The sequence below is a fragment of the Collinsella sp. An2 genome, from assembly GCF_002160065.1.
In the GTDB taxonomy this organism is placed as follows: Bacteria; Actinomycetota; Coriobacteriia; order Coriobacteriales; family Coriobacteriaceae; genus Limicola.
Window position 1 is genome coordinate 1 of the sequence record NZ_NFJW01000022.1, and the last position, 23,383, is coordinate 23,383.

Sequence of the window (23,383 nt, forward strand, 5' to 3'; positions counted from 1 at the left end):
CTTGACGGGGTCGCTCCGCGCGCCCCAGGTCCCATGTCGGCGTCCCTGCCCGCCAGATTCTGCATTGCACCAAAGCATCCGGTATCCGGCTCTCTGATGCAACGACTTAAAGATAGGAGCGTCTCATGTCCACCATCAGCATCCAAAACGGCGGCGTCACGGCCTGCATCGACACGTTGGGAGCGCAGCTTACAAGCCTTGCGCGCGGAGGCGATGAGTATCTGTGGCAAGCGGACCCGCGCTGGTGGAATCGTCACGCGCCCGTGCTCTTTCCCATCGTGGGCTCCATCCGTGGCGACAAGGCCTCCTCGCAGCAGGGACCGGTCGCGCTTGGGCGCCACGGTCTTGCGCGTAACTACGAGCACGCGGTCGTGAGCCAGAGCCCCTCTTCGGTGACGTTCGAGCTCACTGATTCCTCCGAGACCCGCGCTCTGTATCCATATGCTTTCAAGCTCAACATGACCTACGCGCTTTCCGATGAAGGCGTCTTTACCCAGACCTTCCGGGTCGAAAATACCGGCGAGGTCGACCTTCCCTTCTCGGTGGGCGGCCACCCCGCGTTCAACGTGCCGGCCCCTGGCGCCGAGGGCGAGGCGTTCGAGGACTATGAGCTCGAGTTTGCCAAGCCGTGGACGTTCGAATCGGCGACCATCGTCGACGGCGGCTTGCTTACCTACGACGTCATGAACCCCATCGTTAAGGACTCCGATCACGTGGCGCTGTCGCGCAGGCTGTTCGACTATGACACGGTGATGCTCGAAGACGTGCCCGGCAGCACGGTGACGCTGCGCGGTACCAAGAGCGGCCGCGGCGTGCGCGTAAACTTCGAAGGTTTCAAGTATCTGGGCGTGTGGTCGGCGGCGGGCGATGCACCCTTCGTGGCGCTCGAGCCTTGGACAGGACACGCGACCCTTACCAGCGAGGACGACGTTTTTGAGCACAAGCGCAACATTACGGTGCTCGCTCCTGGCAAGGTTGACGAGCGCTCCTTCTCGGTGACGCTGCTCTAGCGAGCAGACTTCGGGCGGGCCGTCCGCTCTCGGCTGGTCCGCCCGAAGCTATGAGTTCTGCGTCAGCATGAGGATGACGCTCACGGCCACATAGAGCAGAACCCCCACCAAGAACCAGTGGATAAACTTCTGAGCGTTGGAAGACAGGTGCTTCATGGCGTCCTCCTTGCGACGGGACGGAGGTTGCAACATGCAGGATATGGCAGTGAGGGGGTTATGGCCTCCGCCTGCCTTCATTGTTCCCGGATAAAACGGCACCCATACGCTACAGTACTGTCACGAGATGGTTGCATGCGCATTGCCGGGACCGGCGGGCGCGCTGTCATTTGATGGGAGGATCATGGCAGCACAGGGGCAGGGGACACGTCATGTGTCGTCAGGGTCTGCAGGCCGCTCGTCGGGTTCATCGGGAGGGGCGGTTCGCCAGCGTTCCGGCACGCGACCCGGTGCGTTGCCCTCGTCGAGCGCTACGAGTCACGGTGCGACGCGTGCTCGGGTGGGCGCCGTGCGCCCAACGCCGCGGAAACGCCGCCAGCAACAGCACGTAAATCGCTCCCGGTATGGGTATCCCACAGTAGGAGAGCGCCTGGCAAAGAACGCCGACCGCATGCGTTTCGGTAAGCGCCGCAGCGTAATCGGCACGCAGATTCAGCACAACGCATCGCTCGGATACATCGGCCGCGGCCGCGGCGGCGCGCGCCGGCGGGCCGCCCGGGCAAATGTGCTGCACGCATTGCCCGCCGTGGTGGCCGTGGCGGTGGCTGCGCTTGGCCTTTGGGGCGTCGGGTCGCTTGTGCAGAGCGGCTTCGATCCGTTTGCAAGCGCCTCCGTGGCAAGCCCGGACGCCTCCAGCTGTACGGCTGTGGAGCGCGCTGCTGCTCGGGGCATCGATGTCCCGCCTGTTCAGGCATCCATACAGGTGACGTCGCCCGGGGCCGTCGTTCTCGGAGCGGGCAGCGCGACGTCCTCTGGCGAGGGACATGTCACGTTTTCTGCTGTCGGTGACAACATCGCGAACGAGAATCTACTTGAGCTTGCCGACGTGGCGGCGGGCGAGGTTGGCGACGATCAGTACGACTTCAATGCGTTTTATGACGGGATTCGCGATGCGGTCCAGTCCTACGACATCTCGTTCATCAATCAGGAGACCACGCTTGGCGGCCCTGATCGCTACGGATACAACGGGTATCCCAGCTTCAACACTCCCGATTCCATGGCGGATGCCATTGTTGGCGCCGGCTGGGATGTGGTTTCCATCAATTCGAACCACACGTACGACACGGGCGAGCCGGCGGTGCAGCATTCGCTCGGCGTGTGGGGAGCCAAGGCGAATGACGTCATGGCCATAGGAAGCTTTGCCAACGAAGACGAACGCGACCGCGTCCGCATGGTCGAGCGCAACGGTGTGCGCATCGCTTTTCTCTCGTACAGCTACGGACAAAACGGCTACGACCAGGATGAGCTGCCCAACGACTACTACGCGGTCCCCTATGTGCAGGAGGATATGCAGGCCGACGTCGCCCGCGCCCGCAAGGTGGCCGATGCCGTGGTGGTCTACATGCATTGGGGCACGGAGTACGAGCACGATCCCGACGAGACGCAGCGCGCCTGGGCGCAGGAACTTGCCGACGCGGGGGTGGATCTTGTGATCGGCAGCCACGCGCATGTGATTCAGCCCATGGAGTGGGTCGAGGGCGCGGGCGGCAAGACGCTTGTGGTCTATGGCCTCGGCGACGTGTGGAGCGGTTACCACGACAAGCCGGAATGCATCCTCTCGGGCATGTTCACCTGCGAGTTCGTGTGCAAGAGCGAGAAGGATGCCAAGGAGGAGGGTCGTGCGGTCTCGATTGAGAACGTGGCCTGGCATCCGCTTGTGGAGCACTGGGAGGATGGCGCCGACACCGTCTATCCGCTTTCCGACTACACCGAGAAGCAGGCGTCGGCAAACGAGCTGCTCGCGGGGCTCGATGACCCCTATGCCTGGATGCAGGACCTCACCCGGCAGGTCATCGGCGAGGACTTCACCGTCGTCATGTAGGCCCGCCCGTCCTTTCGGGACGGCGCCGCCGGCCGGGCATCCGTGGATTTTGCTCGCCGTGCCGCCTGCGACCTTGCCCTTCGCCCCTTGCTGGGTATGATAGGTGGTCGAGAGAAAGGACCTTTGCAACATGTATTTGAAGTTCGACATGTTCTAGCTGGGCGGATATGGGCCTCTTGCGGCCATCCAGCCTGCGGCGTCGCCGCACATTCACCTGCCGAACCCACGGGCGCACGCGCCACGCTAGCAAAGGAATCCATCATGCGTGACAAGCTTGAAAAACTGATCGCGGCCTACGAGGAGCTCGAAAAGAAGCTCGCCGACCCGTCGGTGGCCTCCGACATCAAGGAATACACCCGTCTCAACAAGGAGTATGCGCACCAGACCCCGCTGGTGACGGCGGCGCGGGAGTATATCTCCGCCCTCGATGACATCGAGGCGGCCAAGGAGATGCTTCACGACACCTCCGACGCGGACGAGAAGGCCATGCTGCAGGAGGACATCTCGGCAAACGAGGCCAAGCTACCCCAGCTTGAGGAAGACATCAAGTTCATGCTCATCCCGGGCGACCCGAACGACGAGAAGAACACGATCGTCGAGATCCGCTCTGCTGCCGGTGGCGACGAGGCCGCCATTTTCGCAGGTGATCTCTTCAAGATGTACGAGCGCTTCTGCGAGTCGAACGGCTGGAAGGTCGAGGTTCTCGATGCAAGCCCCAGCGACGCCGGCGGTTTCAAGAGCATCGAGTTCAAGGTCTCCGGCGATAAGGTGTACTCGGTTATGAAGTACGAGAGCGGCGTGCACCGCGTGCAGCGCGTTCCCAAGACCGAGAGCCAGGGCCGCATCCAGACTTCTACGGCCACCGTTGCCGTGCTGCCCGAGGCGGACGAGATCGACATTCATATCGACCCCTCGGACCTGCGCATCGACACCTACTGCGCGAGCGGCCCCGGCGGCCAGTGCGTCAACACCACGTACTCGGCGGTGCGTATCACCCATCTGCCGACGAACACCGTGGTGCAGTCGCAGGAGCAGCGCTCGCAGATTCAGAACCGCGAGGTCTGCATGCAGATGCTGCGTGCCCGCCTGTACGAGATGGAGCTGCAGAAGCAGCAGGCCGAGCTGGGTGCCGAGCGCCAGAGTCAGATCGGACACGGCAACCGTTCGGAGAAGATCCGCACGTACAACCAGCCGCAGGACCGCGTGACCGACCACCGCATCGGGTTCAACTCGACCTACAACGGCGTGCTGCTGGGCGACCAGCTGGGCACCGTCATCGACGCCCTCGCTGCCGCCGACCGCGCCGAGAAGCTGGCCGAGGCCGTTTAATCACCGCGTACGCCTACGCGCGCCCGGAGCCTTCTGTTTTTGGTCCAGGGCCGGCGTGAGATGGTGTGATATGTACGTTTCATGGGGCGTTCCGTCTATGCGGAGCGCCCCATCGCGTATCCGGTCACACGGTGGCCGTCGTCTGCGCTGCGCAAAGGCTGTGTTCTGGCTCTCTGTGAGATACGGGGAAGAATCCGGTGAGATTCCTGTAAGAACGGGCGAGAACCGTGTAAGACGTCCCTCGTACAGTAGAATCGCCAGCGGAACAACACGGGATAGGGGAATCTCATGGACGAGGTTTGGACCATCAAGCGCTGCATGGAGTGGACCGAGGGCTTTCTTGGCCGCTGTGGCGAGGAGAGGCCGCGCCTGGCCGCCGAGTGGCTGCTCGGCATGGCCACGGGCCTAAAGCGCATTGAGCTGTACATGAACATGGACCGGCCGCTGTCCTCCGAGGAGCTTGCGACGATGCACCAGGCAGCGGTGCGTCGACGCAGCGGGGAGCCGCTCCAGTACATTCTGGGCGAAACTTCGTTTCGGACGATCGACGTCACGTGCGAGCGCGGCGTCCTGATTCCCCGCCCCGAGACCGAGATGCTGGTCGAAGTGGTGCTCGAGCACCTCGATTGCGAGGTGCTCGGCCCACTCCGTCCGAGTTCGCGCCGTGACCGGGTCGAGCTTCCCTGGAACGCCGAGGTCGAAGAGGCCCGTCGCGAGGAGGCCGAACGGCTGCGCGCTCAGCATGAGCTGCAGACAGAGTCGGACGATGCCGTCGGCCTCGGCGCTGGCGAAGAGAGTCCGCAGGAGCCGCCCGCGGTCCACGATGCTGCTGTTGCAGCCGATATGCAGCAGGCGCCCAGGCCCTCCGTGGAGACGGAGGGCGATGCCGCGGAGAGCCAGGTGGCCCGTGTTCTCGAAGTGGGCTGTGGCACAGGCTGCATCTCGCTGTCGCTTGCCGTCGAGCGCCCGGGCCGCGTGAAGTGCGTCGCCACGGACATCGATGCGCACGCCGTCGATCTGGCGCGCCGTAACCGCGAACGCTGCGGCGTCGCGCCGGAGTTCGTCGATATTCGCGAGGGGGACCTGACTGCTCCTGTCGCGGCAGACGAGCTGGGAACCTTCGATGTCCTTGTCTCCAACCCGCCCTACATCCCGAGCCGCGTCATGCCGACGCTTCCTCCCGAGGTGCGCGATTTTGAGCCGTCGCTTGCCCTTGACGGCGGCGACGATGGCCTTTCGGTCTTCCGTCGTCTGCTCGCCGCCGCCCCGCGTATGCTCTGTCCTGGCGGCCTGTTTGCCTGCGAGCTTTTCGAGGACGCTCTCGATGCGGCGGCCGGTCTTTGCCGCGCTGCCGGCATGGAGGACGTGCGGGTGGTTTCAGACCTCGCGCGCCGTCCCCGCTTCGTGCTTGCTCGTGCCCCGCGCGTCTAGGCACCCGTTCGCCCGTGCGCGGCTGCGTCGTGCACGTTCGGCATCGCTGCCTGGGTTTCGCCGCTGGGCATTTACCTGCCGGGCACACTCAACCGACATATTTCACTCCCTTTACCGGAAAGTGGGCTCCGTCTGCGAGGTCGTTCCTTGTCGCCCGCCCAGATGTGTGTCTCGCGTGAGACAATGCCCCGGGCAAGGTTTGGCAGGAAGGTCCGCCCAGCGCGGCGTATCCGGCCGTCGGACGTGGTTCGACGGCCTATTTGTATGCCGCGTGGGGCAGGAGAAAGGGGAGCCGGGCGAAGACCGATGCAGAGGCTATATCGAATCGACGGAGACGCCGGGCGTCCTCACAGCTTGGCGGTGCGTGATGTCGCACAGGTCTTGATGTCCGGCGGCCTTGCGCTCATACCGACAGAGACCGTATACGGCATCGGCGTCGCGGTTGCCGCCGTCGAGGGCGAGGGCGGGGCCCTGCCTCCTGTAGCGTCGGGCTATCGCAGGATATTCTCGGTAAAGCATCGCGATCTTGCGCAGACGGTTCCCTGGTTGGTGGGCGGGCCGGACGACCTCGACCGCTACGGGCGCGACGTCGATCCCGCTACGCGCGCCCTCGCCCGAGAGCTGTGGCCGGGCGCCCTGACCATCGTCGTCAAGGCGCGCGAGAACGTTCCTGCATTCATGCAGGCGTCCGACGGCACCGTCGCGCTGCGCGCGTCCCGCTCGCCTGTGGTCCAGGCGCTTGTTCGTGCCTGCAACAGCCCCCTTGCCGTGACGAGCGCCAACACGCATGGCATGCCGGCTCCCACGTCGTTCGACGAGGTCGAGCAGGCGGTGCTCTCCGGCGTGGACGTGGCGGTGGACGCGGGGGTCACCCCGTGCCGCGATGCCTCCACGATCGTCTCGCTCGTGTCGGGTTCTCTCAACATCATCCGCCAGGGGGCTTTGCCCGCTTCTGAGGTCGAACGCGTCGTGTCGGGCGCGTCGTCTCTGGGTTCGGCTCCCGCGTCGTCGCGGTAGGAAAAGGTGCACGATGCCAATCTCGTTGCGTGACCTCAATTTGGTGCAGAAGATAGATTTCTCATACGAGAGCAGCTATATCATGGCGCTTGACAGCGGCACGACATCGGTGCGCGCGGTCATCGTCGACGAGTACGGCTGCATCGTTGCCCAGGCGTCGCGTCCCATCAAGACCATGTTTCCCCACTCCGGGTGGGTGGAGCAGGACCCCATGGAGATTCTGGCCTCTCAAATCGCCGTCATGATCGAGGTGCAGTATAAGAGCGGCATCCATTCCGACCGCATCGCCGCTGTGGGCATTTCCAACCAGCGGGAGACCACGGTGGTGTGGGACCGCGAGAGCGGGCAGCCCATCTACAATGCAATCGGCTGGCAGTGCCGCCGCACCGCGCCGCTTGCCGAGGCGCTTGTCGCGGATGGTCACGCCGACATGATTCGTTCGAAGACAGGCCTGACCCCCGACGCGTACTTCTCTGCTACTAAGATCTCTTGGATTCTGGACAACGTGAGCGGTGCCCGCGAGCTCGCCGAGGCGGGGCGCCTTGTGTTTGGCACTATCGATACGTGGCTCGTCTACAACCTCACGGGCGGCATGGTGCATGCCACCGATTACACCAACGCCAGCCGCACCATGCTGTTCAACATCCATACCCTCGATTGGGACGACGAGCTGCTTGCCCTCATGGACATCCCCCGCGCGATGATGCCCACGCTTCATGAAAGCTCGAGCGACTTCGGTCGGGTGTCGAGCGAGGTCATGACCCACACGCCTCCCATCGCAGGCGTCGCCGGCGACCAGCAGGCGTCGCTGTTCGGGCATTGCTGCTTCGATCCTGGCGATACCAAAAACACCTATGGCACGGGCTGCTTCATGCTCATGAACACCGGCAACCGGGTGGTCGAGTCTCGTCAGGGGCTCGTCGCCACCATTGGCATCGCCGAGGGGGGCACGGTGAGCTACGCCCTCGAGGGCTCGATCTTCCATGCGGGCTCGACCATCCAGTGGCTACGTGACAAGCTGGGCATCATCTCGAGCGCACGCGAGACGTCCGACATCGCCGCGTCGGTTCCCGATAACGGGGGCTGCTATCTGGTTCCGGCTTTCAGCGGCCTGGGGGCTCCCTGGTGGGATTCCGAGGCCCGCGGCCTCATCTGTGGGTTGACGGGGGCCTCTGATCGCGCGTCCATCGTGCGCGCGGCCTGCGAGTCCATGGCGTATCAGAGCTATGACGTGCTGCGCGCCATGGAGGCCGACGCGGGCGTGCGCCTGGAGAGCCTCTATGTGGATGGAGCGGCGTCTCGAAACGACTTCATCATGCAGTTCCAGGCCGACCTGCTGCAGATCCCTGTCGTTCAGTCGGAGTCGGTTGAGACCACGGCTCTTGGGGCCGCGTACCTTGCAGGGCTTTCGGTGGGCTTCTGGGAGGACCGCGACGAGATCGAGCAGAACCGCACTGTCGCCGACCGCTTCGAGCCCCATGGCGACGAGGAGACCCGGGCGCGCAACCTGGCCGGCTGGCATGACGCCGTCTCCCGCACGAGGTGCCGCTAGCAGGACCCTTCACGCCTCCGGCAGGGGGGTTTGTGCCACGACGGGCTGTCGGGACTTATGGCCGCGCATGCAATGTAGTACAGTTAAGCCCTGTAGGTACCGTTATCCCAGGAAGGATGCAACATGCGTGTCGCCATCGCTGCCGACCACGGCGGATTCGAGCAGAAAGAGCTGCTCAAGGCTTATATTTCCGAGCTCGGGCACGAGGTCGAGGATTTCGGCACAACCAGCGAGGAGAGCGTCGACTATCCCGATTACGCCCTGCCCGTCGCCCAGGCGGTCTCGACCGGCAAGGCCGACCGCGGCGTGCTTGTGTGCGGCACGGGCATCGGCATGGCGCTCACGGCCGACAAGGTCGCCGGCGTGCGCGCATCGTCCATCACCTCGCCGCAGTTTGCCGAGCTGTTCCGCCAGCACAACAATGGCAACGTCGTGTGCCTCTCGGGCCGCTTCGTCGACCTGGACGTGAACAAAGAGATTGTGAAGGTCTTCCTGGAGACCGAGTTCGAGGGCGGGCGCCACGCGCAGCGCGTCGCCAAGATTAACGCGCTCGACTAAACCCGGGCGGGCGCAGGCGGGCCACGGGTTGGGCCTGCATATGACGATATGGAACGGCGCCGTGCCTAAGAGGACAGACGGCGCCGTGTTGACCGCGGTATTGTTCTGACCAGAATCGGCTTGATTTTTCAAGGGATTGAATGTGACGATTCTGAGAACGAGCACCCGCCTTATGGGTTGTGTTTTCACCCGAGGTGACTAGAATTGGCGTTTGATGTCTACGGGCACAGCGGTTTTGCCGTAGGGCTCGAAGGCAGAGAGGTGAGTGAGATGGCCCAGATCGACCTGATCGCACACTGGCCTGCCGTCGCCCTGGGTGTTCTCGTGGGCATCTTCGCGTTTGTCCCGTTGCTCCTGGCATTGGTGCCGGTGCTTCGGCGCACAAGCGATGCCAACATGGCGAAAGGCATGCTGGGGGTCATCGTCTCGTTCATCGTCCTGTTCGCGGCCGTGATCTTTGCATACCTTCTCGCTCGAGCCGAGCTCATCGCGTTTTTGGTGGGCGAGATCGGCGGGTTTTTCGTCTGCTGGGTCGCGGTCGCCATGGCGGTCATCGCCCATAGGGGATGACCGAGCCCGACGGCCTGCGTGCCGTCGTGTCGGAAAGGTGGAATTGTGGAAGCGTTTGAGCTGCTGCCCGATGAGATCAATCATCTGGTCTCCGAGTTTTACTCGACGGCGGTCGCCGGCGATCTAAACGTCGGACTCACACAGTATTCGTTCTGGTTGCTGGTCGCCGCAGTGGTGCTATGCGTGCTGCTGTTTGCGTTTGTGAAAAAGCAAACGCTCGTGCCCCACGGACTGTTTGTGAACGGCGTGGAGTACGTTGTCGAGTTCGTCCAGAACGACGTCGCGAAGGGCGTGGTCGGCACCAGCTGGCGCCGTCACTTCCCGTTCTTGGCGACGGTGTTCTTCTTCATCCTCGTCAACAACTTCATCGGCCTTATCCCGGGCATGAAGCCGGGTACGGGTGCTATCGGCTGCACGGCGGCGCTCGCCCTGTGCTCCTTTGTCTACTTCATTTATTTCGGCATCAAGAAGCACGGCGTCGTGGGCTATATCACGAGCCTTGCGCCCGGCGGCATGATCTTGCCCATGCGCGTGTTCGTGTGGGTCATCGAGGTCTTCTCGCTGCTGCTTCGCCCCATCACGCTGGCCATCCGTCTGTTCTGCAACATGTTCGCCGGCCACATCGTCATGGGGTCGTTTGCCATCATGGCGTCTCTGTTTGCCGAGCCGCTGCTCAACCAGGTGAACGCGCTTAATGCCGCGGGCGCCCTGCCCAGCCTGGCGTGGATTGCCATCCTGATCATCATCTATCTTGTCGAGTTCATCGTGGCGTTCGTCCAGGCGTACGTCTTCACGGTGCTCACGGCGGTCTACATTCAGATCGCCGAGTCCGAGAGCCACTAGCGCTCTTGTGCTGTTGTCGCTGGGCATCCGCCCATAGACATAGGTCATCCTGCGCCGCAGGCGCACGTTAAAGGAGGAATTGTGGGAGTTATCGGTTATGGTCTCGGTGTTATCGGTGCCGGTCTTGCCATCGGCCTGGCAGCGTTTGGTGCCACGAGCTCTATGGCACGCCAGCCCGAGGTCCAGGGTCGCGCCTTCACCGTCTTCATCCTGGCGTCCGCGTTCGCCGAGGCGCTGGGCCTCATCGGCTTCGTCGTGACGCTGATCTCCTAGTTCTGGCGCCCAGCGTGTCAAGCAAGGAGCTAACTATGAAGTTCATGAATCGTGCGACGCTCGCGGCGGCTGCTGCCGTCTCGGCGTTCGCCATTCCGACGGCGGCGTTCGCCGAGGAGTCCGCGGGAGGGGCCGACATCCTCATCCCCAAGATGGCGGAGTTCGTCCCGGCGCTTATCGCCTTTCTGATCATCCTCGTCGTGGCGGGCAAGGTCGCATGGCCCAAGGTGCTGTCCACGATGGAGGAGCGCGAGAAACGCATCGCCGACAGCCTCGATGAGGCCGAGCGCACCAAGCAGAAGGCCATCGAGGACCGTGCGACCTCCGATGCCCTCGTGACCGATGCCCGTCGCCAGGCGGCCGACATCGTGCTCGAGGCTCGCCAGGACGCCGAGGCCGAGCGCGCCCGCATCATCGCCGCGGCGCATACCGAGGCCGAGGACATCATCGCCAAGGCGCATGCCACGGTCGAGGAAGAGCGCCGGTCGCTCTACGCCGATGCAGCCGGCACCATCGCAGACCTTTCCGTCTCGGTGGCGGCCAAGATTGTGGAGAAGTCCCTCGACCAGGACGGCGAGCAGCGTCGTCTTATCGAGCAGTATCTCAAGGAAGCGGGTAGCCTGAATGCCAACTAGCCGCAGGGAGAACAGGGTTGTCGAGACCTATGCTCGCTCTCTCATGGAGTCGGCCAAGGCTGATGGCAGGATCTTCGACGACCTGAAGGACCTTGAGGTCCTCGCACAGGCGTCGCCCGAGGTGCTCGCCGTGCTCTCCACCATGGTTTCGCGTGACCAGGTCGACCTGCTTCCGCAGGTGACCGAGGCGTACCGTGCCATGACCGAGGAGGACGAGGACGTGGTGGGCGTTACCGTGACGACCGCCGTGCCGCTCGACGACGACCTGCGCGAGCAGATTCGCTCGCGTCTTGAGAAGGACCTGGACCGCAAGGTCTTCCTTATCGAGCAGGTCGACCCATCCATCATCGGCGGTCTTGTGCTTGAGGCCCGTGGCCAGCGTCGCGACATCTCCGTCAAGACGCAGCTTCGCGCCGCTCGCAAGACGCTCGTTGAAATCGATACGAAAGCAGGAGGTGAAGTCGCATGACAAACACCCTGAAGATGGAGGATATCGCCCAGGCGCTCTCGGAGCGTCTCGACGCGATCTCTGCGGTGGTTGACACCCAGGAGCTCTCCTACGTCGACGAGGTGGGCGACGGCATTGCCCGCGTCTCGGGCCTCCGTGGCGCCATGGCGGGCGAGCTGCTCGAATTCAAGAGCGGCCTCACGGGTGAGACCGTCTTCGGCCTCGTGCAGAACCTAGAGCGCGACGAGGTCGGCGCCGTGCTGTTTGGCAACGTCGCCGCCATCCGCGAGGGCGACGAGTGCCGCACCACCGGTCACATCATGGACATCCCCGTGGGCCGTGGCATGCTCGGCCGTGTGGTAAACCCGCTCGGCGAGCCCATCGATGGCCAGGGTGAGATCCACACGTCGGATTATCGACCCATCGAGTTCAAGGCTCCCGGCGTCATCGACCGCACTCCGGTGTGCGAGCCGGTGCAGACGGGTATCCTCGCCATCGACTCCATGATCCCCATCGGCCGCGGCCAGCGCGAGCTCATCATCGGCGACCGCAAGACGGGCAAGACCGCCATTGCCATCGACGCCATCATCAACCAGCGCGGCAAGGACATGATCTGCATCTATGTCGCCGTGGGCCAGAAGGCCTCCACGGTGGCGAGCATCCGCGAGACGCTCGCGAAGCACAATGCCCTTGACTACACCATCATCGTGTCGGCAACGGCTGCCGATTCGGCGCCGCTGCAGTACATCGCGCCGATGGCGGGCGCTGCTATCGGCGAGTACTTCATGTACAACGGCAAGGACGGCAAGCCGGCATCTGCCGACAACCCGGGCGGCCACGTGCTCGTGGTCTATGACGACCTCTCGAAGCAGGCCGTCGCCTATCGTCAGATGTCGCTGACGCTGCGTCGTCCGCCGGGACGCGAGGCATACCCGGGCGACATCTTCTACCTGCATTCTCGCCTGCTCGAGCGCGCTTGCAAGCTCTCGCGTGAGAACGGCTACGGCTCCATGACGGCGCTCCCGCTCATCGAGACGCAGGATGGCGACGTTTCGGCGTACATTCCTACCAACGTGATTTCCATTACGGACGGCCAGATCTACCTGCAGAGCGACCTGTTCCACCAGGGACAGCGCCCCGCTGTGGACGTCGGCATCTCGGTGTCGCGCGTCGGCGGCGCCGCGCAGGTGAAGTCCATGAAGCAGGTTTCCGGCTCGCTTCGTCTGGACCTTGCCTCCTACCAGGAGCTCGCCGGATTCTCACAGTTCGGCAGCGACCTCGACCAGGCGACCCAGCGCCAGCTTACGCACGGCGCCCGCATGACCGAGCTGCTCAAGCAGGCTCGCTTCAATACGCTCGACGTGGTGGACCAGGTGCTGTCGCTGTTCGCCGGCAACGAGGGCTTCGTGGACGATCTGCCCATTTCGCAGGTCATCCCCTTCCGCGACGAGCTCATCAAGCATATGGACGGCGCATACGGCCCGCTGCTCGAGCGTCTGCGCGACGAGAAGGTAGAGGGCGACCTCGCCGAGTCGCTACGTCAGGCCATCGCCGATTTCAAGGGCGATTTCGTGGCCAGGCATGCGGCGGAGGCAGAGGAGCCGGCCGCAGAGGTCAAGGAGAGCTAGCTTCATGGCAAACCTTCGCGACATCAAGAAGCGCATCACGTCGACGACGAGCATGCGGCAGATCACGCGCACGATGGAGATGGTCTCCACGGCGAAGATCCGCCGCGCGCTCGATCGCGCCCAGAAGGCGGAGCCCTATAAGCGAGCGCTCACCGACGTCATGCTCACCGTTGCGCAGGATGCCGAGGCGGCCGGCACCAGCGAGATGCTCGTGCCTCACGAGGAGGTGCGTCGCGGACTGGTGATCGCCGTGGCGTCCGATCGAGGCTTGGCCGGAGGCTTCAACGTCGTTGTCGAGCGCGAGGCAGAGCGCATCTGCCGCGAATGGCGCGAGCAGGGCACGGAGTTCTCCATCATCGCGTGCGGGCGTAAGCCGTCCGAGTACTTCCGCCATAATCCACAGCTCGTCATGCACTTCGAGGGCTCGTCCGCCGATCCCGATTTCGAGCAGGCCCGCATGATTGCGAGTTATGTGTGCGATGAGTACGCCCAGGGGCGCCTTGACGAGGTGGAGCTGGTGTACCACCACGCGCGCAACCGCGTTGACCAGCAGCTGCGCGTCGAACGGCTGCTTCCGCTCGATACCGAGGCGGTCGCCATGGCGCACGGTCCGCGCAAGAACGATGACGAGGGGCCGCAGCGGATCTCCTCGGCGTTCAGCTTCGTGCCCTCGGCATCTCACGTGCTGGGCAAGCTTGTTCCGAGCTATATCCTCACGGTCATTCACCAGGCGCTCATCGACTCGGCAGCAGCCGAGCAAGGCGCGCGCCGCAAGGCGATGAACTCCGCGACGGAGAACGCCAACACCATCATCGCCACTCTCACCCGTACGTATAACCGCGTGCGCCAGGGGTCCATCACCACCGAGATCAACGAGATCGTTGGCGGGGCCTCAGCATTGGAGGATCAACAATGACAGATACCATCAGCCGGTCGGCGGTTCAGGAGGCCGTGGAGCGCCCGACCGCCGGCGAAGGTCGTATCGTACGTATCATCGGCCCGGTTGTCGACGTGAAGTTCGACGGAGCCGTTCCCGCCATCTATAACGCGCTCACCGTCGAGGCCGATACGCCGATGGGGCACCTGAGCACCGTGCTCGAAGTCGAGTCCCAGCTCCCGGGCGGCGTGGTTCGAACCGTAGCCATGACCTCTACGGATGGCCTTACGCGCGGTATCGTCGTGCACGATACCGGCGGCCCCATGAAGATGCCCGTCGGCCCCGGAACGCTTGGTCGCGTGTGGAACGTGCTGGGTCAGCCTGTCGACGGCAAGCCCATGCCCGAGGTCGAGGATTACTATCCCATCCATCATGCCGCGCCGAGCTTCGACGAGCTCACCACGAACACCGAGATCTTCGAGACCGGCATCAAGGCCATCGATCTGCTGGAGCCCTACATCCGCGGCGGCAAGACCGGCCTGTTTGGCGGCGCCGGCGTTGGCAAGACCGTACTGATCCAGGAGCTCATCAACAACCTGGCGCAGGAGCACGGCGGCACGTCGGTGTTCACGGGCGTCGGCGAGCGCACCCGTGAGGGCACCGACCTGTATCTCGAAATGAGCGAGTCGGGCGTCATCGATAAAACATGCCTGGTCTACGGCCAGATGAACGAGCCGCCTGGAGCGCGTCTGCGCATCGGTCTCGCCGGCCTTACGACCGCTGAGTACTTCCGCGATCGCGGCCAGGACGTGCTGCTGTTCATCGACAACATCTTCCGCTTCTCGCAGGCGGGCTCCGAGGTATCGGCGCTGCTGGGCCGTATGCCCTCCGCCGTCGGCTATCAGCCCACGCTCGCGACCGAGATGGGTGACTTGCAGGAGCGCATCACTTCCACCAAGACGGGATCGATCACGTCGGTCCAGGCCGTCTACGTGCCTGCCGACGACCTGACGGACCCCGCGCCCGCCACGACGTTCACGCACCTGGACGCCACGACCGTGCTCTCGCGTTCCATCGCCTCGCTCGGTCTGTATCCCGCCATCGATCCTCTGGCCTCCACCTCCGACGCCCTTGACCCGAGCATCGTGGGCGAGGAGCACTACCGCGTCGCGGTCAAGGTCCAGGAGATTCTGCAGGAGTACAGCGATCTTCAGGACATCATCGCCATCCTGGGTATGGACGAGCTTTCCGAGGAGCAGCGCCTCACCGTAAGCCGCGCCCGCAAGATTCAGCAGTTCTTGTCGCAGCCGTTCCACGTGGCCGAGAAGTTCACGGGCAACCCCGGCGTGTACGTGCGCGTCGAGGATACCGTGCGCTCCTTTGCCGAGATCGTCGACGGCAAGTGCGACGACCTGCCCGAGCAGGCCTTCCGCTATGCCGGAACCATCGACGACGTGCGCGAGCGCGCTGCCAAGATGAAGGAGCAGTAAGACCATGCACGTCCGTATCGTGTGCCCCGAGTCGCTTGCCTACGAGGGAGAGGCCGCGTTCGTGGCCCTTCCCTCGACCGACGGCGAGCTGGGCGTTCTGCCGCGCCATGCCAGCGAGATCTGCACCATCCAGGCCGGTTACGTGCGCGTTTCGGACAACGCCATGGGCACCACCGACCACGTCTTCGCGGTGAGCGGCGGCTACGTCGAAATTACCGAGGACGAGGTGGTTATCCTGGCCGAACGCGCTGCCGATACGTCCCAGGTGGACCGTGCGGAGCTTCAGGCCGAGGTCGAAGGTTTTGAAGACCAGTTGAGTAATTTGTCTGAAGATGATGCACATCGTGCCTACCTCTATAATGAAATCGCATGGTGTACACTTCTGCTCGCAGCGAAATGATCGGCATTTGAGCCGGTGATCGATAGCGGCCAGCATCATGCCCGGGAGCGCGTTGCGCCCCGGGCTTTCTTGTGAAAGGGCGGACTTTGGATATCATTCGCGTTCATGGCGGGCATTCCATCGGGGGCGGCGTCCGGGTTTCAGGCGCCAAGAACTCCGCGCTCAAGCTCATGGCGGCAACGCTGCTTGCCCCGGGCACGACTACGCTCACCAACGTTCCCAATATCTCGGACGTTCATGTGATGGGCAAGGTGCTCAAAGGCATGGGTGCCACCATCGAGGTCGTAGACGAGCACACGCTGGTGATCGACACCTCCTCGGTCGATTCTTGGGAGGCTCCCTATGGCCTCGTGGCAAAGATGCGCGCGTCGACGGCCGTGATGGGTCCGCTGCTGGGCCGTTTCGGGCGTGCGAAGATCGCCATGCCGGGCGGCTGCAATCTGGGCGCCCGCAAGATCGATATGCATATCCTGGGCCTCGAGGCGCTCGGTGTCGATTTCGACACCGACCACGGCTATATCTATGCCAATGCAGAGCACGGCATGACCGGCGCGCTCGTATCGCTTGAGTTCGCAAGCGTCGGCGCAACCGAGAACCTCATCATGGCTGCCGTGCGCGCCGAGGGGACCACGACGATCGACAACGCCGCGCGCGAACCCGAGATCGTCGATCTGGCGAACATGCTCAACGAGATGGGCGCCAAGGTCACGGGTGCCGGTACCCCGGTCGTCACAATCGAGGGCGTCGACGAGCTTCACCCCGTGACCCACCAGGTCATCGGCGACCGAATCGAGGCCGGCACCTTCATTGTGGCGGGCGCGCTTGCCGCCGACGAGCACGGTCTCGAAGTGACGGGCTTTAACCCGCACCATCTGGGCATGGTGCTCAAGAAGATGGAGCTCATGGGCGTGCGCTGGGAGCGCACAGAGGACGGCATCCGCGTGTGGCGCGCGCCACACCTGCGCCCCGTGGATATCCAGACGTTGCCGTTCCCGGGCTTCCCCACCGATATGCAGGCTCAGATCATGATCTTGAACGCGCTTTCCGACGGCGTGTCGGTCATTACGGAGAACATCTTCGAAAACCGTTTCATGTTTGCCTCCGAGTTGCAGCGCATGGGTGCAAACATTCGCATCGAGAGTCATCATGCCATCATCCACGGCGTTCCCGCCCTGTCGGGCGCGCAGGTGGTCTCGCCCGACCTTCGCGGCGGCGCGGCGTTGGTCATTGCCGGCCTTGTTGCAGAGGGCATGACCGAGGTCTCCGCAATTCACCACATTGACCGAGGCTACGAGCGCTTCTGCGAGAAGCTCACCTCGATCGGTGCCCATGTCGAGCGCGACACCATCCCTGACCCCGAAGAAGACTAGAGCAGGAACTTCGTATGAGCATTCGAAAAAAGCCCGTACAACAGTCCCGACGACCTTCGACCGGCGCGGCGAGCCGCATCTATAGTCGAGAGAATGTGGGACGTTATTCCGAGCGTGCGCGTCAGCGACGTACCCGCAAGCGAATCCGTCGCGGCATCCTGTGCGGCGTTGCTGGCGTGCTTTTGGTGGGAGTCGTCGCTGCCGGCGTATGGTTCTCGAGCATCATGTCTCGCCTGAACGACAGCTCGATCATCACCACGGCGCTCCAGCAGATCCTGGTTGACTCGGATGTAACCCGTGAGCCGTTCTATATGCTGCTGCTGGGAACGGACGGACGCCAGGACGACGACGTGGAGCGCTCCGACTCCATTATCCTGGCGCGCGTCGATGCCCCCAACAAGCAGGTCACGCTCATTTCCATTCCGCGCGACACCAAGGTCGAAATCGACGGCCAGACGGCGAAGATCAATGCGGCGTTTTCCTATGGCGGGGCCGAGAAGATGGTCGAGGCCGTAAACGACCTGTGCGGTGTTGAGATTTCCCACTACGCCGAGGTGAGCTTCGACGGAATGAAGCAGCTCATTGATGCGGTCGGTGGCATTGACATCTACGTGCCCGAAGGCGACGAGGTCGATGATCCCGAGGCCGGTCCGGTGAAGATCGAAGCCGGCCAGCAGCACATGGACGGCGAGGCGGCGCTTACGTTCAGCCGCGCTCGTCACCAGTTCTTGGACGGCGACTATACGCGCATGCGCCATCAGCGCATGGTGATCGGCGCGCTTGCCGACCAGATCCTTAACAAGCTCGACCCCACGACGATCGTTCCGCTTGTCGATTCGGTCGCCAACATGGTGGTGACCGACCTTTCCGCTGGTGACATTGTGGCGTTGGTAAATGCCATGCGCGGCATGGACACCAACAGCATTTGGTCGGCCAACGTCCCGTCATGGGCAGGCGAAGACACCTATATCAACGGCCAGAGCTATGTCTTCGTGTACGAGGATGCGCTTGAAAAGATGATGGCGCGCGTTGACGCCGGCGAAGACCCGCAGGGTCCGCAGTCCATGGGCACGGGCGGAGAGTCTGCGACGATCGGCGACCTCAACAACAACAGCAACGAGGATTGGGCGTCGGGCACGGCGACAACAAGCTCGAGCTCGAGCTCGAGCGACGACACTTCGAGTGAATAGCTCGAGAGTCGACGGTTCTTTACATACGCTGTCCAGCTAAGAAGAAGGGGCTGCGGGCATGTGCCTGCAGCCCCTGGCTATTTACGGGATCGAGGCCCTTGTGCTGTTTGTCCGGGGTTCTATAGACCCACAGGTCTGGCCGCGAGCCTACGCGAAGCGGGCGACGAGCTCCTGCAGCACATTGACCATCTTTTCCAGCGAGCTCACGGGGATGAACTCGTTCACGCCGTGGCAGCAGTAACCGCCGGTCGAGAGGTTGGGGCAGGGAAGCCCGCGGAAGGAGAGCTGGGCCCCATCGGTGCCGCCTCGGATGGGCAGTACGCGCGGCTCTACGCCGGCGGCGCTGAAGGCCTCCTTTGCCACGTCGATAAGCTCTGGGTAATCGGCAACGACTTCTGCCATGTTGCGATACTGCGGCTTGACCTCAACGGTCACGCGCTCCTCGCCCAGGCGGTCGTTGATGAAGGCTGCGGCACGCTCCATGAGGGCGAGCTTCGCATCGAATTTGGTGGCGTCGTGGTCGCGCACGATGTAGCGGGCTGTGGCGTGTTCGCAGGTCGCGGACACTCCTTCCAGATGGATGAACCCCTCGTAGCCCTCGGTGTGCTCGGGACGCATGGGGATAGGAAGCAGGTTGTGAAACTCCACGAAGAGATTGCCGGCATTTACCATGCGGTCTTTTGCATCGCCAGGATGGATGGAATAGCCGCGGAAGCGCACGGTGACCTCGCTTGCGTTGAAGCACTCCCACTCAAGCTCACCGACGGGGCCGCCGTCGACCGTGTAGGCATAGGCGCACCCGAAGGACTCGATGTCGAGAAGCGCAGCCCCGTGTCCGATTTCTTCATCGGGGCAGAAGCAGATGCCAAGCGGCGGATGCGGCAGCTCTGGATGCTTGGCCAGATGCGCTACGAGCGCCATGATTTCGGCGATACCGGCCTTATCGTCGGCGCCCAGCAGGGTCGTGCCGTCGGTGCACACCAGGTCCTCGCCAACAAGATCGTTCAGCGCAGGAAGCTTGTCGGGGCCGATTGACACAGGCTGGCCGTCGACCTCGCCACATACAAGGTCGCCGCCCTCGTAGCGCACCACGTGGGGCTTGACGCCAAAACCCGAAACGACCTCGGTTGTATCCATGTGGGCAATGAGCCCCAGACGGGGACGTGCTTCGGCGCCCGCGCTTGCCGGAATGTGCGCGGTCACGTAGGCGTGGTCGGACACTGCGACGTCCTGTGCCCCGAGGGTGCGCAATTCTTCTGCAAGCAGGTTTGCCAGATCAAACTGGATTGCGCTCGACGGAACCTGGTCGCAGTGCTCGTCGCTCGACTGCGTGTCCACCTGCACGTAGCGCAAAAAGCGCTCGAGAACATCCGTTGGCTCGCCCGTTTGCTGTTCTGTAGCCGCCATGAAGGCCTCCTGTCGGTTTGGTGGTGCTGGAGTGAAAGACGGTGCGACGCCCTGTCGCACATGCCTACTCTATCACGGGCTTAACCGTCGCAGGCAAGGCTCACCGAGGTATGTGATGAGGGACGTTGCGGTAGAATCAGCTGCATGAATACAGCGAGAGGGGACGGCATGGACACCACGGAACGTTCGCGTGAGTTACACCTCACCATGGCAAACGAGGACTACCTCGAATGTATGGTGCGCATCGAGCAGGAGGAGGGTACCGAGAGCGGCGTGCGCTCGGTGGATATCGCCAATCGCCTCGAGGTCTCTAAGGCCTCGGTTAACAAGGCGGTTTCCGCGCTTAAGGCCCAGGGGCTCGTTGAGCAGTCCCATTATGGCAAGGTGATGCTTACCCCTCAGGGACGCGAGGTAGGCAATGCCGTGTGGTACCGTCACCGTCTGCTGCGCACGTTCCTGATTCAGGAGCTTGGCGTTGAGTTTGATCGCGCGGACGCCGAGGCGTGCATGATGGAGCACGCGCTATCCGAAGACACCATGGCGCGCTGGCTGGCATATCTGGAGCAGCAGGGCATCACCGTGGTGGAGAACTAGACCATGGAGACGACCTCTGCGGTTCATGCCGCTGCCTACGACATGTCGTATTACAACCGGTCTGGCGCCGCTGAGCTCATGGACCGGCTTGCCCACGAGGTGCTGCTCATGCAGGGGCCCATGGGCAGCGTGCTCATGTCGGGAGAAGGCGCGCGGGATGTTCCTGCCGCGTTTTGGAACCTTGCCGAACCCGAGACGGTTGAGCGGGTGCATGCGCTGTACGCGGCGGCAGGGGCTGAGGTCCTTCTTACCAATACCTTTCAGGCGAGTGGCCCCGCGTTGGCGCGCGATGGAATCGAACAAGGCGTCGATGCGGTTAACCGGGCGGCGGTCGATTGCGCTCGTGCCTGCCGGCCGCAACTGGTCGTAGGGGCTATGGGCTCCTGCGGAATCGACTGGTTCGAGCAGGATTCCCCCGCTTACCGTGAGGCGAGGGCTGCGTATCGCGGCCAGGCATATGCGCTTCTCAGGGCGGGCGTCGACGGGCTGCTGCTCGAGACGTTCACGTCGATACGAGAGCTGCAGCCCGCCATTGCCGGCGCGGGCGATGTCGCCGACGGCATGCCCCTGTTTGTGAGCTTCGCCGTGGATGATGACGGGAACCTGCTGGGGGACGGGCTCACAATCGAAGCGGCGGTCATCTGGGCCGAGCGGCACGGCGCCTCGGCGGTCGGCGTGAACTGCTGCTCTCTTTCCGCCGCAACAGACGCTGTGGCGCGTATGACGAAGGTTGCCCGAACGCCGGTCATGGTGCGTCCCAACGCCGGCGCGCCGAAGCAGGATGCCGAAGGGGTCCTGTCGTGGTCCGAGCGACCGGAGGATTTTGCCCGCGCTGCCGAGGCATGGCGGTCTGTTGGCGCACATCTGGTGGGTGGATGCTGCGGAACGACCGCGGTAACCACGGCGGCTCTTGCCGAAGCGTTGGGGGCCTAGCCGCCTTGCACCAAGTCACCTTGCGTCTGGCTACCCCGTATTCAGCTTCGACGCATGATGGGCATATCGCGTTCAGCAATCTGCATATTTTGTCCACGTGATGCGATGTTCGTGGAGCGAGGGCGCCTCTGGGTATACCTCTCTGGTATGGAGATGCCTAGAGAGGAGTCTTCGTTTGGCCGCGATCATTCATTTCGGAACCGATGGCTGGAGAGCCCGGCGCGACGGCGATTTCAATGAGGAGAATGTGGCGCGCATCGCCGATGCGGCGGGTGCGCTGTGGGAGCGCATGGCGCCTGGCGCCATCGTATACGTAGGCTATGACACCCGGCCTGAGGCAGAGCACTTTGCCTGTCTGGCGGGTCGCATGCTGGCAAGCCATGGACTAACGGTCAAGGTGTGCGACCGTCCGTCGCCCACGCCCGCGCTGTCGTGGACGGTTGCGCATGACGCCCGAGCATGCGGGGGCCTTACGGTTACCGGCTCGCATAACCCTCCCGACTACCTGGGCATCAAGCTGCGTATGGATGACGGCGGCACGGCCTCGGACGATTTTGTCGACCTGCTCGAAGAGGTCATGGAACCCTCTGCGCCCGCGGTGCAGGGGGCTGTCCAGCGCGTCGATTTTGTAACGCCGTACCTCGACGAGCTCTGCTCTTTGGTCGATGCATCCGCTATAGCCCGCGCGGGACTTCGTGTCGTATACGACCCGCTGTATGGTGCTGCGCGTGGGTGTTTCCCGCTCGTGCTCGGCGCACTTGGCATCGAGTCGATTGAAATCCACAACGCTGACGATGAGGGGGCGCTAGACCTGCATCCCGACCCCATCGAGCCCTGGGTCGACGAGTGCGAGCGTGCCGTCACGGAGCACAGCGTCAGCGCCGGGCTCATTAACGATGGTGACGCCGACCGCGTGGGCGCGGTGGACGAGCACGGCGTCTTTGTGAGCCCTCACAAGATCATTGCACTGGTGGCGGGACATTTAGTTGTCAATCGAGGCATGTCGGGCCGCGTTGTACTCAACCTGTCGACCTCGACGATCACCAAGCGGGTTTGCAAGGCTTTGGGCTGCCGCGTCACGGTTCGGCCGGTAGGGTTTAAGCATATATACAAAGAGATGTGCAAAGGCGATGTGCTGATAGGCGGAGAGGAAGCGGGCGGCATTGGCATACCGTCTCATCTGTGTGAGCGCGACGGATTGCTTGTGAACCTGCTGCTGTGTGAGCTTATGGCGCATACCGGCAAAACGCTTGGCCAGCTCGTTGCCGAGATGGAATCGGCTATGGGAACCATGGTCTATGGGCGACGTGACCTGAGGCTTGAAAATGAGGTCATCGAGATGTTCCGCACCATGCTGCCGGGACTGAATCCGCATGAGGTGGCTGGACAGACGCCTGTTGCCGTAAGTCATATGGATGGCCTGAGGCTGGAGTTCGCCGATGAATCCTGGCTGTTGCTACGGCCAGGCGGAACCGAGCCGGTCGTGCGGGTGTACGCAGAGGCTCCGACGGTAGAGGGGCGCGATCGTCTGTTGGAGGCGGGGTGCGCGCTCGCCCGAGGGGGATTTGCATAGCGGGTAGCGTAATCGGGTTGCTCGACGATGTCGCTATCGGTAGACGGCAAGCATCGGTACGCGAACGGAACATAGACACTATATGTTGGGCAGAGGAACCCCCAATTGTGTAGACCCCGTGGAGACGCCGATTCCCGCCCCCGGCGGGGCCCGGGTCTGGCAACATATCCCCTTGCCGCGCGGCCCGGAGCCGCGGGGCGTGCACCTTGAGAACCGG

22 protein-coding genes are annotated in these 23,383 nt (G+C 63.3%); 21 read left to right on the forward strand and 1 reads right to left on the reverse strand.

Annotation, left to right across the window (positions count from 1 at the left end; all coding sequences use genetic code 11):
• Window positions 1–125 precede the first annotated feature (125 nt).
• From B5F33_RS09805 to B5F33_RS09890, 18 genes are all read left to right on the forward strand, one after another.
• Complete coding sequence (locus B5F33_RS09805; RefSeq protein ID WP_087411633.1) at window positions 126–1,010, forward strand: aldose 1-epimerase family protein; 885 nt, start codon at window positions 126–128, stop codon at window positions 1,008–1,010.
• Window positions 1,011–1,617: 607 nt separating this feature from the next.
• Window positions 1,618–3,048, forward strand: a complete 1,431-nt coding sequence (locus B5F33_RS09810) for a CapA family protein (protein WP_158095355.1) — start codon at window positions 1,618–1,620, stop codon at window positions 3,046–3,048.
• A 261-nt stretch (window positions 3,049–3,309) separates the two neighbouring features.
• Complete coding sequence (gene prfA / locus B5F33_RS09815; RefSeq protein WP_087411635.1) at window positions 3,310–4,377, forward strand: peptide chain release factor 1; 1,068 nt, start codon at window positions 3,310–3,312, stop codon at window positions 4,375–4,377.
• A 288-nt stretch (window positions 4,378–4,665) separates the two neighbouring features.
• Window positions 4,666–5,808: a HemK/PrmC family methyltransferase gene (locus tag B5F33_RS09820; protein ID WP_087411636.1), complete on the forward strand. Its 1,143-nt coding sequence runs from the start codon at window positions 4,666–4,668 to the stop codon at window positions 5,806–5,808.
• Between the two features lie 306 nt (window positions 5,809–6,114).
• A complete protein-coding gene (locus tag B5F33_RS09825) occupies window positions 6,115–6,825 on the forward strand; it encodes an L-threonylcarbamoyladenylate synthase (protein WP_087411637.1) in 711 nt (236 codons plus the stop codon).
• 13 nt (window positions 6,826–6,838) lie between these two features.
• Complete coding sequence (gene glpK / locus B5F33_RS09830; RefSeq protein ID WP_087411638.1) at window positions 6,839–8,377, forward strand: glycerol kinase GlpK; 1,539 nt, start codon at window positions 6,839–6,841, stop codon at window positions 8,375–8,377.
• A 123-nt stretch (window positions 8,378–8,500) separates the two neighbouring features.
• Window positions 8,501–8,935: a ribose 5-phosphate isomerase B gene (gene rpiB / locus B5F33_RS09835; RefSeq protein ID WP_087411639.1), complete on the forward strand. Its 435-nt coding sequence runs from the start codon at window positions 8,501–8,503 to the stop codon at window positions 8,933–8,935.
• 270 nt (window positions 8,936–9,205) lie between these two features.
• Window positions 9,206–9,505, forward strand: coding sequence for a hypothetical protein (locus tag B5F33_RS09840; protein ID WP_087411640.1), 300 nt, complete (start codon window positions 9,206–9,208; stop codon window positions 9,503–9,505).
• Between the two features lie 45 nt (window positions 9,506–9,550).
• The gene (gene atpB, locus B5F33_RS09845) at window positions 9,551–10,348 is read left to right on the forward strand and encodes a F0F1 ATP synthase subunit A (RefSeq protein ID WP_087411641.1); all 798 of its coding nucleotides are present in this window, start codon (window positions 9,551–9,553) and stop codon (window positions 10,346–10,348) included.
• Between the two features lie 81 nt (window positions 10,349–10,429).
• A complete protein-coding gene (locus B5F33_RS09850; protein WP_087411642.1) occupies window positions 10,430–10,621 on the forward strand; it encodes an ATP synthase F0 subunit C in 192 nt (63 codons plus the stop codon).
• Window positions 10,622–10,656: 35 nt separating this feature from the next.
• A complete protein-coding gene (gene atpF, locus B5F33_RS09855) occupies window positions 10,657–11,256 on the forward strand; it encodes a F0F1 ATP synthase subunit B (RefSeq protein WP_087411643.1) in 600 nt (199 codons plus the stop codon).
• Window positions 11,246–11,725 carry an ATP synthase F1 subunit delta gene (gene atpH, locus B5F33_RS09860; protein ID WP_087411644.1) on the forward strand — a complete coding sequence of 160 codons (480 nt, stop codon included), beginning with the start codon at window positions 11,246–11,248 and terminating at the stop codon, window positions 11,723–11,725. Before atpF ends, atpH begins: the two co-directional genes overlap by 11 nt.
• Window positions 11,722–13,332: a F0F1 ATP synthase subunit alpha gene (gene atpA, locus B5F33_RS09865; protein WP_087411645.1), complete on the forward strand. Its 1,611-nt coding sequence runs from the start codon at window positions 11,722–11,724 to the stop codon at window positions 13,330–13,332. The genes atpH and atpA overlap by 4 nt, the downstream gene beginning before the upstream one ends.
• Window positions 13,333–13,336: 4 nt before the next feature.
• Window positions 13,337–14,248 (forward strand): ATP synthase F1 subunit gamma, encoded by a 912-nt coding sequence (atpG, locus tag B5F33_RS09870; protein WP_087411646.1) that lies wholly within the window; start codon window positions 13,337–13,339, stop codon window positions 14,246–14,248.
• Window positions 14,245–15,699 carry a F0F1 ATP synthase subunit beta gene (gene atpD, locus B5F33_RS09875; protein ID WP_087411647.1) on the forward strand — a complete coding sequence of 485 codons (1,455 nt, stop codon included), beginning with the start codon at window positions 14,245–14,247 and terminating at the stop codon, window positions 15,697–15,699. Before atpG ends, atpD begins: the two co-directional genes overlap by 4 nt.
• Before the next feature lie 4 nt (window positions 15,700–15,703).
• Window positions 15,704–16,099, forward strand: coding sequence for an ATP synthase F1 subunit epsilon (gene atpC, locus B5F33_RS09880; protein WP_087411648.1), 396 nt, complete (start codon window positions 15,704–15,706; stop codon window positions 16,097–16,099).
• An 86-nt stretch (window positions 16,100–16,185) separates the two neighbouring features.
• Window positions 16,186–17,469, forward strand: coding sequence for a UDP-N-acetylglucosamine 1-carboxyvinyltransferase (gene murA / locus B5F33_RS09885; RefSeq protein WP_087411649.1), 1,284 nt, complete (start codon window positions 16,186–16,188; stop codon window positions 17,467–17,469).
• A 14-nt stretch (window positions 17,470–17,483) separates the two neighbouring features.
• Window positions 17,484–18,659, forward strand: a complete 1,176-nt coding sequence (locus tag B5F33_RS09890; protein WP_087411650.1) for an LCP family protein — start codon at window positions 17,484–17,486, stop codon at window positions 18,657–18,659.
• A 147-nt stretch (window positions 18,660–18,806) separates the two neighbouring features.
• Here the strand turns inward: B5F33_RS09890 and pepT are convergent, their stop codons facing one another.
• Window positions 18,807–20,066 carry a peptidase T gene (gene pepT / locus B5F33_RS09895; protein ID WP_087411651.1) on the reverse strand — a complete coding sequence of 420 codons (1,260 nt, stop codon included), beginning with the start codon at window positions 20,064–20,066 and terminating at the stop codon, window positions 18,807–18,809.
• 168 nt (window positions 20,067–20,234) lie between these two features.
• On the opposite strand from pepT, the gene B5F33_RS09900 reads away from it, so the two are divergent.
• From B5F33_RS09900 to B5F33_RS09910, 3 genes are all read left to right on the forward strand, one after another.
• Complete coding sequence (locus tag B5F33_RS09900) at window positions 20,235–20,660, forward strand: metal-dependent transcriptional regulator (RefSeq protein WP_087411652.1); 426 nt, start codon at window positions 20,235–20,237, stop codon at window positions 20,658–20,660.
• A gap of 3 nt (window positions 20,661–20,663) precedes the next feature.
• Window positions 20,664–21,593, forward strand: coding sequence for a homocysteine S-methyltransferase family protein (locus tag B5F33_RS09905; protein WP_204214505.1), 930 nt, complete (start codon window positions 20,664–20,666; stop codon window positions 21,591–21,593).
• 175 nt (window positions 21,594–21,768) lie between these two features.
• A complete protein-coding gene (locus B5F33_RS09910) occupies window positions 21,769–23,166 on the forward strand; it encodes a phosphoglucomutase (RefSeq protein WP_087411653.1) in 1,398 nt (465 codons plus the stop codon).
• Window positions 23,167–23,383: the final 217 nt, after the last annotated feature.